The organism is Methanosarcina mangrovi (assembly GCF_052057765.1).
Lineage (GTDB): Archaea > Halobacteriota > Methanosarcinia > Methanosarcinales > Methanosarcinaceae > Methanosarcina.
Genome location: NZ_CP195120.1, coordinates 5,011,709 through 5,024,450 on the forward strand (window position 1 = coordinate 5,011,709; position 12,742 = coordinate 5,024,450).

Sequence of the window (12,742 nt, forward strand, 5' to 3'; positions counted from 1 at the left end):
TTTCCGATCCTTTTTTCACCAGAGAATGGAGGTATAAGATCCAAGATATATGCAGAGCACCACGTCCAGGATCATTGACCCGAACATTATTGCCCTGTAGTTTGAGCCGTTAAGGAAAAGCGCGCCTCCCCTCTCAGGCGTCGGGTGTTTTATAAAGTCAAAGCACTGGGCAAGCATCCAGAGCCCTGAGGCGAGAGCCCCTGCAAAAAAGACAGGCCCTAGTCTGGCTGACCAGCCTATTGTAACTGAAGCAATAACCCCGACAATCCACCAGAAGGTCACAAACTTTGCGGTAAAGGGAATTCCAAAGGTTACGGGCATTGTCGGGGCTCCTTTTAGCCGGTCTCCTTCCACATCTCTGGCAACGCCCCCCAGAGTAAAAGCCCAGTCCGTAACGCACATCATAAGCCCGAAACAGATTGCAGGAAGAGGAAGGATAACTCCGTCGCCGCCCTTCAAAATCCCGGCGGGGTCAAATGCAAGCCAGATGCCCACAGGGACAAGGCCGTAGGATATCCCCACTGGAAGAAAGCTCAGGAAGGTGCTGCGCTTTGCAAAGATTGAGTAAACGGTGATAGTAGCAGCTGCGATAAAGAGGACTACAAGGGATTCCGGGTTCAGGTACGTGGCTGCGGCACCTGCGATAAGCAAAAGCAAGAGGGCGTACATCATCGCCGAATTCTTCGAAACTCTCGAGGCTGGAAGTGGACGGTCCGGGATATTGATGGTGTCGATATCGACATCGCAGCAGTCATTGAAAACATATGAACTGGTTATGGCCGCAAAGCCTCCTATAACGGCAATCAGGAAAGGGACAAGTAAGGGCAGCCCTCCGGTTGCCAGGTAGGAAGCAAGGATCGCGCTTGCGGCGGGGAGGGTCAGGTCCATGTAGTAAAGTTCGGGTCTCAGCAGCCGAAGGTAGGGGCTGAGCTCCCCGATTCTTGCTGTAAGGGACAATAGTTTCACCTGTAATTTTCTGGTTTGTATTGAGGGTTGGTTGTATTTCTGGAATTGTCAGGTTTTTAGTGTTATCAGGGGTTTTACAGTTAGTCCTATAAACATTGGCATCTCAAAAAAGTTTCCTTTTTCTCTTTTTCAGGAGAATTCTGTTCCAAGAAGGTAACTGAGGAGTTTATGAGATGAATGAGAACCCCTGGAGCTGTTAGAATCCATAAAAAATCCTGGCTCCTAAGGGGGCTATTAGATGTTTATTCTTTTTTCCAGGCTTCTCTGTATATGAGTTTTGCTTTCTTTCCGATTTCTTCAATTAATGGGTGCTCAAACTCCTTTTCGCAGATAAAGGTAAATTCTGCTCTGGGGTTCAGGTCCATCAATTTAAGGGTATTTGAGAGAGCCGTGCTAAGAGCTTCATAGTCCGGGAACTTCGGAACCTCGGCATTGAAGGGGTATACCTCTTCCATTTCTGCAGGAAACGCCCCGAAGGGAGCTTTGAACGTCAGGATTCGGTCATAATCCTTTTCTCCTTTTACGGGAGCTGTGCGGATAATTGCCGATCCTTTAAGGCTAAACCTTTCCAGCCGCTTTCCGAAACGCAGGACTTCCGGTCTTGAGGCGGATTCCGGCCCGCAGTAAAAGTATGTGCCCTTGGTTGCAGGGTCAAACTGTTCCAGCCATGCAGAGTGAGTGTAGAGCCTTTTCAACCCGTCAAGAAGTTTCGGATGAGCACGGCAGCGCTGTTCAACAAGTTCGAGCAGTTTTCCATCCTTGATGGACTGCTTGATCAGCCGGATTTCCGCAAAGGTTGCATAAAGGTTGTGTCTTCCGAGAAGTTCTTCCTTATTTCCGGCTTTTTTCAACTCGTCGGCAGTATATCTGGAACAGATGGGGCAGGAGCAGGGCAGGTAGTTTAGTTTTTCGACGTGATATGTCCCGCTCGCAGTAATATAACGCCCGTCCTTTGCATACAGGGCATAAGCTGCCGAGTCAAAAAGGTCGCAGCCAAGAGCGACTGCGAGAGCAAACATCATGGGGTGCCCTGCCCCGAAGAGATGCACAGGGGAAGTTGGAGAAAGTCCTTTTTTGGATGCGGCAATTACATCCACAAGCTCTGCATAGCGATAGGACTCCATTAGCGGGACGACCGCTCCCAGGGGATAAACCTCAAAGTTCAGGTCTCTTAAATGAGAGGCAGCCCTTTCCCTGAGTTCGGGGTAAGTCGAGCCCTGAACCGGGCCTGCCAGGAGCTGTTCGCCTTGAACGAATTTGCGGGCAGCTTCAAGGCGTTCGGCAGTGACTGCAAGTTCTTCTTCCGCCCTTCTGAAGTGGACGTCCGGAGGAGTCGGGATATCAAGGGGGACTATGATATCGCTCCCGATTTTCTGCTGGAAACCGAGGATCTCTTCGTTTGTAACTTCCACGGACCCGTATACTGAAAGCTGGAAAGAGCCCGAGTCTGTCATTATCGGCCCGTCAAAACCCAGGAGCCCGTGAAGTCCTTTTTCCAGGGCGACAGTTCGCAGTTCTTCTTTCCGGTAGATGATATAGGAATTGGTGATAAGAATTTCAGCCCCGAAGCTTTTCATTTCTTTCGGGGAGATAAGCTGGATGTTCGGATTTATTACAGGCATCACTGTAGGAGTCTCAACAGTCCCGTGGGGGGTCCTGAGTTTTCCTATCCTGCCGCCTGCATCTTTATCGAGAATTTCAAATATCGTTGACATGCCGGGGGTATAGATGCCTCTCAGATATATTTATCTTTGGGGGCTGGCAGGAGATTAGGATAAGGTAGAAAGAGACACCTTTTCTGCACAAATTATAAACAGTGGTAAGCATAAAGTCATAGGTGATTGATGATATGCCGCCTGCTATGCCACAATTAAATCTCAAACAGCTTGAACAGGAGCTAAGGGAATTTTTCTCCAGAGTTGAGTATGTTACATTAGCCTATCTTTTCGGCTCAACTGTCCGGGGAGAAGCTAACAGCCTGAGCGACATAGATATTGCTGTGCTTTTTGATGATACTCTTTTACAAGAGGACGTTTTTGACCTTCAACTGGAATTAATAAGCGAACTTACAGGTCTCCTTAAAACTAACAATGTAGACCTTGTGGTGCTCAATGATTCACCTCTTCTTTTGACGTATAACATCATACGTAACGGGATCATTTTAGAGGCCGATGAACCTCTAAGGGTAAAGTTTGAAACAAAAGTTATGTCCAGATACCTGGACGAGCGGTACCACATTGAAGGGCATTCAAAAGAGAGCCTGAAAAGGATAACAGAGGGTGGATTTCGATGATAGAGAAGATCGACTTCAAGCTGGAACATTCGAGTTGCGTCTCGACGATGCGCGGCCCGTTTCACTCTCTTCTCTCGCTCAAGCAGATTAATTTATAGGGTTAGAGTTGGGAGCTTCGCTCAAGGGAACTATTTAAAAATGTTGGCGGGTTTTTTCTTGCTTTCCGTATTTTCGTAATCACAGGATATTAAGCGAATTAAGTTTAATGCCTATGTCTAAACTATAGTCCCTCCTCTTCCCATTCCTTCTTTCCTTTAATCTCTTTTTCCAGTTCAGTCTTCTTTTGCCCGTGGCATTGCAATAATTTCCCTTACCTGAAGGGAGAAGAAGTCGTTGCTGTGAGCCGGCCTCAGCACAAGAGCCACATCTGCACCCTGCCTCGTGCCTCCTATGGCTATGATTTCTGTGTTGTCAGAGACCGGGATATAGCCCGAGTCTGCTGCCATAATGGCAACCTCTATGGCTACCTTGAAGCCTTTTCCGAATAGGGAACGCAGGGTATCGGCAATTACCTCAAGCCTCGAGTAACCTCCGAACTTCTTTGTGATTGAACGTTCTATTCCTGAAAACATGTGGGACTGGGTGGTAATTACCGCTCCAAGTTCTTCGAGCTTCTTTTCGTACTCTGCTTCGACTTCCCATTCACCTTTTTCCTTCTGGCCGTACTGGTGGCTTACTCCAATTACTTTTATGCCGCTGCCTTTTACTGCTTCTGCCATTTTGAGGGCGGTTTTTCCGCTGGTACTGGCAACTACGATGTGGGATATCCCAAGTTCTGCGGCTCTTTTTGCTGCGGCTTCAACAACTGCGTCTGTGTTTTCTTCCCCTACGCTGTCCAGATAGAGAATTGGTTTTTCCATGAATCGATTCCTCCTGCATTTGGCTTTTATCTTTCTACGAATGCTTTTGTGGAATGCTCTTCCAGTTTCTGTTCTGCCCTTCTTTCATTTCTTTCCTGTTATCTTCCTTTTTTTCTATGAAACTCTTTTCCTTTCCCTTTTCTTCTCCCGGTATCAATGCAGTTTGTATTTAGAAGACATTGGGTGGAGGAGGTAATAATCAGAATAAACGCTCCTGATCTGAATTATTTTTTCTCTGTCATGAGAAAAGATATATATTAAAAGGATTCTCTTTTAATAAAAAAGAGGGTTATGGCTTTCAGAATCCCGGATTCGTCGATATTTTTTTGTCGATGTCTGTGCAGACGGTAACGCAGACCCGGGCTGGCGAGAAACTTGTTTATTTAGGATTAGGTCAGATATAATCATAGGGGTTTCATTTCATTGAGGTGGTTCTTCTGTCAACTACTACAGACTACGACAACAACGACGTGAAGATTATTACAAAACCTGTGCAGTCAAAAAACCCTATTTTGATTGAAGGTTTTCCCGGAATCGGGCTTGTGGGGAATATTGCAAGTCAACACATGATAGAAGAGATGAATATGGAGTATATAGGCTCCATCGAGTCCAGGTATTTTCCTTCAATTGCAGTGCTTTATGAAGGACTTATAAATATGCCTGTAAGGATTTACGAAAATGTGGAGCACAATCTCATCATAGTCATCTCCGATATTCCGATCAGCCATTCTGTATCCTATGATGTAAGTAATGCTCTCGTGGACTGGGCTGAGTCTATCAATGTCAGAGAGATTGCTTCCATTGCAGGAATTGCAATTATGGATGGAGGACATAAGGTTTTCGGGGCGGCTACTACTCCGGAAATGCTGGATAAAATCAGAGACAAGGTGGAAATTTTCCAGATGGGGACTATTTCCGGGATTTCAGGGAGCGTAATGGCCGAATGCCTGCTGCGCGGGATTCCTGCGATCAGTCTGCTCGGGGCTACAAGGACCCAGAACCCTGACCCAAGAGCCGCTTCTGCCGTTATTGGAGTCCTTAACGAACTGTACGGACTTTCGGTCAGCACTGACAGGCTTATAGAACAGGCTGAGCGTATAGAAATCGAGCTCCAGAAGCTTGCTGAAGATGTTCAGGCTACCGAGCGGAAGGGAGAAGTCAAAAAGGAGTTCCCAATGTACGGGTGATCCCATGGAGTACATCGCGTTAACAGGAATTGCCGACTCCGTGATTGAAATCCTGAAAAAACACGAGCTCAGGACTCTTGAGATCCGGAATCCGCAGAACTTCTTCGGAGTACTGGGGCTCAACGCAGGAGATAACGTTCTCCTGACTTCTACGAGTCTTCAGGACCTTACTGATGGGACTTCGGGGCTCATAGCAAAGGTTATTCAAAAGCAGGTTTCTGTTCACTCATTTGTTAGCTCAAATGATCTCTACATTGAAGAACGAGAATCTCTTTCAGCCCGCATTCAACTTGAATGCCGGCATATGGCAAGGGTGAAAAATGTTATCTCAAATGAAATCGGAAAAGCAGTGAGAGTAGATGCAAGGGAAATCTCCTGTTACGAAGCCAGGTAAAAATTTCATCAAATAGTTAAATTCCTGCGCCGGATTTCAATCTGAAATCTATTTTCCGGAATCTGTAACTTCTTTTAATAGATATCCGGCCTTAATGCGGCTTCCTCTTCCTGAAAAACGTTTTTCTTTACTTTTTCCTTGAATTGATTTCTCAAACGAGTTTTCCAGAAACAAAAGAACCTATCCTAAAAATTATTCCTGTTCCGGAAATTATTCTGAAAACAGATCTCTATTTCTCACCGTAAAAACCCCTTTTTAAAATAGGTTTCAAAAATAGATTCCAAAAATAGGTTTCAAAAATGGATCCCAAAAATGGATTCCAAAATATATTCCAAAAATGGATTCCGAAAAACAGATTCCTAAAAGAAGGGTCCGGAAAATTTGGGATTTTCCGGGAGCCTCCAGTTTAGTTTAGTATCTTTACATCATGTCTTCGGGCATTTCGCCGCCTGGCATTCCGCCTGGGCCAGCTCTTGCGCCGCCGGAGGAAGCGATTACATCATCGATCCTGAGGATCATGATTGCTGCTTCGGTAGCTGCGTTGATTGCCTGGGTCTTGATCCTGAGGGGTTCGACAACATTGTTTTCGAACATGTCCTCGATCTTACCTGTGTAGACGTTGAGTCCTGCCTTCTTGTTGCCCTTCTCATGCTGGGAGCGCATTTCTACGAGCATGTCGATCGGGTCAAGTCCTGCGTTTTCAGCAAGGGTCTGGGGGATTACTTCGAGGGACTCGGCGAACTTCATAACTGCAAGCTGTTCCCTGCCTTTGAGGGTTGCTGCATATTCTTTGAGCCTGAGAGCGAGTTCGACTTCAGGTGAGCCGCCGCCAACTACGATCTTCTGGTCTTCGAGAGCAACGCCGACAACTCTGAGGGCATCTTCGAGGGCTCTCTCAAGGCCGTCAACTACGTGCTCCGTTCCACCGCGGAGAAGGATAGAGGTGGTTTTGCTGTCCTTGCAGCCTGTGACAAAGGTCATTCTGGAACCGGTGACATCCTTTTCTTCCACAAGGCCTGCATAGCCGATGTCTGCCTCCTCGATTTCGTCCAGGTTGGTAATAACCCTTGCACCTGTGGCTCTGGAGAGCTTGTCCATGTCGCTCTTCTTTACCCTGCGCATGGCGAAAATGCCTGCCTTTGTCAGGTAGTACTGGGCAAGGTCATCAATCCCCTTCTGGCAGAATACCACGTTTGCGCCTGTCCTGATCACTTTGTCAACAATTTCCTTAAGCATGGCTTCTTCCTGGTCAAGGAAAAGCTGCATCTGGTCAGGGGTGGTGATCTTTATTTCGGCTTTGGTTTCTGTCTTTTTGAGTTCGATTGGAACACTTAAGAGAAGGACCTTTGCATCTTTTACGACTTCCGGCATGGCGGTGTGGACTCGTTCCTTGTCGACAATTACACCCTCGATAATCTCGGAATCCTTAATGCTGCCACCGGGTCTCTTTTCGGTCTTTATGTCCTCGATGTCTACAGTGATCTTCCCATCTTCGCTTTTCTCGACAACGGACTTAACCGCATGGACTGCAAGCTTTGAAAGGTGAGCCTTGTGTGACTCTGCACCCTTTCCGGTGATGGCTGTACCTGCTATTTTCTCGAGAGTCTCGGTATCTTCGGGAGATGCACTGATGGTAACCGTGTCAAGAATCTTTGCAGCCTGGGTTGCTGCAAGCCTGTAGCCGCTTGCGATCACAGTGGGGTGTACCCCGCTTTCCAGCAGTTCTTCCGCCTTCGTCAGGAATTCTCCTGCGAGCACGGCTGCAGTGGTGGTTCCGTCCCCTACCTCGGCATCCTGGGTCTTGGCGACTTCTACGATCATCTTTGCACCTGGGTGCTCGATGTCCATTTCTTTGAGGATGGTTGCTCCGTCATTGGTGATGACGACGTCTCCCATCGAGTCTACAAGCATCTTGTCCATACCCTTGGGTCCAAGAGTGGTCCTCACTGCCTCAGCTACTGCCTTTGCGGCCATGATGTTGTTGTGCTGAGCGTCGGAACCGTGAGTTCTCTTGCTTCCTTCCCGTAATATAAAGATCGGTTGTGCTGCCAAGCTTAAATCTCCTTTTTAATGATGTGAACTAGTATGAATTCTTTATTAATCGTATTCTTGAGCACTTTCCTTTGTGCGTAATTTTCCTATTCTTAATGCAAGCACTTCTATATAAGAATTCCTCTGGAGGTCAGGTCCTGGATCCGGAAAAAAGGGTCTGCTGGTCCTTTTAATACTCCCGAGTTTCGCCTCCCGAGTCCCGTCTCGGGAGGACGGTGTCCTTTTCGCTCGCTCCGCTTCGCTCAAGAGGACTAACAAAAAAATGCTAATGCTTCGATTCCAAAATAATTTCCTCATTTAGTGGAAAATGCGTGATCGGTCAATCAATTCAAAAGTCAAGTTTTATAAACTTATTTCAGAATCGCAGTACTGGTTATTTATCTTTAAATACCTTCATAAAAATTGTATTCTCGGAGATTTACTCTCTACGTTGGTTCCATACATTTTAAATAAACTTTCAAATGTAGATAAATTTAATTTTGAGTTATTAAGGCCCAGACTATGAGTTAATGCCAGCAAATAGTAGTCGTCATTGTCCCTGTAATCTACTGTGCAAAATAATGCGTGATGTTCCAAAAACAATCAGTCCATCTACGACCTCTTTTAGACTGCATTCGTTAAGAGACTTCTGGAGAATGAACTGTACTACACATTCGATGGGTTTATTTCTGGTCACATACTCCTTAAACCGATCAAGACTTACAGTTTCCATTACTTAACATCATGGAATAAATTGCATATGCCTCTTTATTCTGGTTTTACTTCTTATTTCTTCGCAGCTCTAATTTGTATATATCTTGTTAAAGCTCCTGCAATTACAGCATACCCGATACTATCGCTGATAAGTAAAACAAGCACTATGGTACCTAATAGTAAGAAATCATTAATTATTTTCATACAACACTTAAACTATTATTACTTCACAGTTAAATAAATTTACTTGCAGGAATACAAATCAATATGAACACGAAGGAATGTATATCGAATGCTCTGTAAATTTCAATTGCCTATATGTTCCCGATACTTTTTTCACATTTGATCCGAATCGATAGGGGAATCCAGATATTCAAAATATAGGGTTACTCGAAATCTATTTTCAAAATGCATTACATATTCTTTTGGATGAAATTTAACTCAAACGTATAGGCACGTTTAAATGATAACGATTTTAAACGAAAAAAGAAAAAATTAGAGCTGATCCTAAAAATCAGAACTCCTTCCTTAAATCCAAATTTGGAGTACTCAATTAGTCTTCGAATTCTGGAAATGTTTTTGAAGTTCTTATAAATGTGAAAATTAAATTAGTTTTGGGATCAGCTCTTAGATAAAAAATGAAGGAAATTCTTGTTTTTCGGGCACTTACATGAAAATAGAAGTTATCACTTGAAATTAAGGTGAAAATAAAAGGAGTATATAGGCGGATTATTACAAATGTTAAAGTTTTTAATATTAAATATATCTTCAATGAGATCTTGATTCTAGACTTGATCCTTTGTGCCCTTCTTGACACAGGTGTTTCCTATATTCAGCAAGGATTGCAGAGAAGTTCCCCAGTGAGATTCTACTTAGTGATACGAGACGAAAAGAAGTAATTTTGAGTTTTAGGATCAGCTCAAAAATTAAGTCGAAGGAACTGACACTTTTCCTTCGACTTTTTCCACAAAATTTTGTGCGAAGAATCAGTGAGTTTTTATATACTCGATCATCCGTGGGGTCAGCAGCGGGATGATCAGGGGCAGCATATTCGGCATCAAGTTATCCATGGCTTTTGGCATGAGGTCCGGGAGCTGCTCTCTCATGTAGTCCGGCATCGGAACCCGCCTCTCGACAGCTTTGAGCATGTCCGGCATGACTTTTGGCATGACCGAGGGCATGAGCATCGGCATCATGACCGGCATCATGGGCTTCATCATGGCATCCATGCCGGGCACATACTTGACCATTTTCATCATGGTTTGAAGCGGGGCTGGCATGGCTGCCATCATCTCGGGCAGGAGTTCTACCATCAGGTCGGTCATGTTTTCGGGCTGCATGAGGTCAATCATCTTCTCAAAGGGCACCCATGACTGCAACGCGAAGTTTGTCGAGTCCGGGATGTCATGGCCAAGGCTCCTAGCTACAAGGGCACCGAGGTCCTGTGATTCTATTTTCATGTTGTTTTTCTCGGCTGCGACACGGAACTGGACAGTACAGCAGGGGCACAGAGCCGCAAGGATGTCTGCGTTCACATCTACAGCTTCCTGAAGCCTCATACCTCCAAGTTTATATGCAACCGGAGGCTCGGCAATCAGGCTCACCACCGAGCCGCAGCAATGCGCCTGTTCCCTGTTGTGCTCAAGTTCCCTGAACTGGAGGCCGGGGATGGCTTTCAAAAGTTCCCTTGGGGGTTCGTAGACCTTTCCGCCTGCTCTCCCCAGGTGGCATGAGTCATGCCAGGCAACCACTTTATTGATCGGTTTTTTGAATTTGGGCTTCAGCACGTCAAGGCGTTCAACAAGGACTTCGGAATAGTGCTTTGCCTCAAGCCCGTACTCGATTCCGAGTTTTTCCGCCCACTGGGGATAGACCGTATGCCACATGAGCCAGCAGGCAGGGCAGGATGTGATCACGGTTTTTACGCCCCGCTTTTTCATGTTGGCGACGTTCATCCTCATTATCTTCTCAAAGACATCCCACTTCCCGGCAACAAGCATCGGAATTCCGCAGCAGGCTTCCTTATCCCCGAGCCCCGTAAACTCGACCTCCGCGTCATCGAGCATACGCACAGCCCCGACAGCCACGTCTTTTTCCACATAGGACGCCGTGCAGCCCGCAAAGTAAGCGTACTCGGCTTTGTCTTTCATCTTTGCCCGGATATCGTCGGGGATCCATTTGTCCCTGTCTTTGCTGAGGTTTGCCCAGATGTTTCTCTCCTTCAGGAGGCTTGCAGCCATGATCTCGAAGGGCGGGAAGGTCATCTTCTTCTCTTCTTCAACCAGCTTTCCGCGCATTGTCATCCAGGCATGTTCGATTGGCATGTCCAGTTCACAGCGGGCGTCGCACATCTGGCAGGTGGTACAGGAAAGGAAGGTGTTGGTCTGCCTCTGGTCAAGTTTTTCCCGGCCAGCCAGGTATTCCTTGATGAAGAACCATTTTCCCCTGGGCGACTGGGACTCCCAGCCCCTGCCGTAGTACTGGTCGCACTCGCTTACACAGTACCCGCACTGGGAACAGGAATAGGCAAGTTCGGCAACTTCTGCGGGTATGTCCTTTTCGTCCTTGAATGTAACTTCCCCTATCCCGGACATATTCCCGACAAGCCTTCCCATGGGTTCGAAGGAGGAACCAAGGGAGACAGCGGTGTTCAGGAGCCCTTTTCCTTCCAGGGTCTCAGGGTTCATGATCCCGTTGGGGTCGAATTCTTTCCTGAGGGCTTCTATTTCCGAAAGCCGGTCTCCAAAGACGCTCTGTTTTTTCGAGGCAAAGAAAAGGCCTGAAGAATACGCTCTGCCTCCGTTTTCTTCTGCAATTTTCAGGATGCTCAGGGAAAGGGCAAAGGCTGTATTGAAGAGCAAGGAGCGTTCGGAGTGGCGCATAAAGCAGAGGAGTACGACGTTTCCGTCACTGATAACCATCCCTTCGGTGAGCACCGGGAGTTTGATCCGCTTTTTAATTTCTTCAAAAGTACTGCCCATCTTCTCAAGCGGCACGAGGATCTCGGCCGGGATGAAGGAGGGACCGAGCCTTTTAACCTTCATGGACTTGAACCATTCCTCGGTTTCGTGCTTTGCAATCTCTTCGGGAAGGATCGTGCCTCCTGCACTCTCGATTGCTTCTTTTAAGCCTGAGACGTCCTTTGAGGCAGGATACATGAAAGTACAGACGTAAGCAACAGGCAGTACAGGTCTGTGTTTGTCCACGATTTCCCCGTAGTGGAGTTTCTGAGGCGATTTGTTTTTCATGTCCGCCCATTCTGGGTTCAGGAAGGAGATTGACCAGAGGGGGATGTTCTTTTCCCTTATGGTTTCGACCGCCTTTTTCATGGCTGAAGCGTCAGGGAAACTGGCTGAAACGGTTTTTCTCTCTTCGAGCTTCTGGATCTTCAGGGTTATTTCGGTGATTATGCCAGTGGTTCCCATTGTCCCTATCAGTTTCTTGAGCTCGGGGCCTGAGAATTCCTTTATTTTTCCGTTGGGAAGGACAACCCGGACTTTTTCCATGCTCTCGTAGCCCCAGCCGAACTCATAACTCCCGTATCCGGCTCCGCTCTGGGCCAGCCAGCCTCCGACGGTCGAGGAGGGGGCGCTTGAAGGAAGTGCCCTGACTGAAAGCCCTTCTTCTTTCAATTTCCTCTCTAACTTTTCCCAGATAATCCCGCTCTGCACCACCGCTTTCTGTCCTTCGGGGTCGATGCTTATGATCTTATTCAGTGATGTGATATCGGCAACTATACCCCCCTTTGTAGGGATTACCCCGCCGTACCCCGAAGACGCCCCTGCACGGGGAACAACCGGAACCCTGTGCCTGTTTGCAAATTCCAGAAGCTTTACTGCGTCTTCTTCAGTCCGGATTTTTACAACGGCTGCAGGGTCGGTGTTCCCGATTACTTTCTTGACAAGTGGGGGTAAGGCTCCTATATCGTGATTGTAATAGTGGCGGTCGCGTTTGTCAAGATTGACGCATTCCCCGAAGAGTTCGGAGAGTTCTGTTTTCTGGACTTCTGAAAGTTCCGGTACTTTTTTTGCTGTCATATTTTCTCCTCCTGTTTTGGGGCCGATTTGTGGACACTTTACAGTGTGCGCAGATGGTCGTGCTAAATCAGGTTCTGGAAATGTTTTTTAGCTCCCCTATAATTTACATTATATATTTTTCAATTAAAAATATTATATCTTCGGATGTGAGTCCGAATTCTTTTTCGGATAAAACTCTTCTTTTCAGCTTTTTTTTCTGTTATTTGGCTCCTTTTCAGCTCTTTTTTCTGTTATTCAGCTTTTTTTCAGCTCTTTTCACA

General features: G+C 46.5%; 8 protein-coding genes. 3 read left to right on the top strand and 5 right to left on the bottom strand.

Annotated elements, in window-relative coordinates:
* Positions 1 to 15 precede the first annotated feature (15 nt).
* Positions 16 to 957: a UbiA family prenyltransferase gene (locus tag ACSAZL_RS22055; RefSeq protein WP_440946681.1), complete on the bottom strand. Its 942-nt coding sequence runs from the start codon at positions 955 to 957 to the stop codon at positions 16 to 18.
* Positions 958 to 1,208: 251 nt separating this feature from the next.
* Positions 1,209 to 2,681: a tRNA guanosine(15) transglycosylase TgtA gene (gene tgtA, locus ACSAZL_RS22060; protein ID WP_440946682.1), complete on the bottom strand. Its 1,473-nt coding sequence runs from the start codon at positions 2,679 to 2,681 to the stop codon at positions 1,209 to 1,211.
* Positions 2,682 to 2,827: 146 nt separating this feature from the next.
* Here tgtA and mntA point away from each other — a divergent pair, with 146 nt between their 5' ends.
* Positions 2,828 to 3,259 carry a type VII toxin-antitoxin system MntA family adenylyltransferase antitoxin gene (gene mntA / locus ACSAZL_RS22065; protein ID WP_440946683.1) on the top strand — a complete coding sequence of 144 codons (432 nt, stop codon included), beginning with the start codon at positions 2,828 to 2,830 and terminating at the stop codon, positions 3,257 to 3,259.
* Between the two features lie 272 nt (positions 3,260 to 3,531).
* Here the strand turns inward: mntA and ACSAZL_RS22070 are convergent, their stop codons facing one another.
* Positions 3,532 to 4,119, bottom strand: a complete 588-nt coding sequence (locus ACSAZL_RS22070) for a pyruvate kinase alpha/beta domain-containing protein (RefSeq protein ID WP_440946684.1) — start codon at positions 4,117 to 4,119, stop codon at positions 3,532 to 3,534.
* A 428-nt stretch (positions 4,120 to 4,547) separates the two neighbouring features.
* On the opposite strand from ACSAZL_RS22070, the gene ACSAZL_RS22075 reads away from it, so the two are divergent.
* A complete protein-coding gene (locus ACSAZL_RS22075; protein WP_440946685.1) occupies positions 4,548 to 5,306 on the top strand; it encodes a proteasome assembly chaperone family protein in 759 nt (252 codons plus the stop codon).
* A gap of 4 nt (positions 5,307 to 5,310) precedes the next feature.
* Complete coding sequence (locus tag ACSAZL_RS22080) at positions 5,311 to 5,700, top strand: DUF473 domain-containing protein (RefSeq protein ID WP_440946686.1); 390 nt, start codon at positions 5,311 to 5,313, stop codon at positions 5,698 to 5,700.
* Positions 5,701 to 6,120: 420 nt separating this feature from the next.
* Here the strand turns inward: ACSAZL_RS22080 and thsB are convergent, their stop codons facing one another.
* Both thsB and ACSAZL_RS22090 read right to left on the bottom strand, forming a co-directional pair.
* Positions 6,121 to 7,752, bottom strand: a complete 1,632-nt coding sequence (gene thsB, locus ACSAZL_RS22085; RefSeq protein ID WP_440946687.1) for a thermosome subunit beta — start codon at positions 7,750 to 7,752, stop codon at positions 6,121 to 6,123.
* 1,679 nt (positions 7,753 to 9,431) lie between these two features.
* Entirely contained in the window at positions 9,432 to 12,482 is a 3,051-nt protein-coding gene (locus ACSAZL_RS22090) for an FAD-binding and (Fe-S)-binding domain-containing protein (protein ID WP_440946688.1), read from the bottom strand.
* Positions 12,483 to 12,742: the final 260 nt, after the last annotated feature.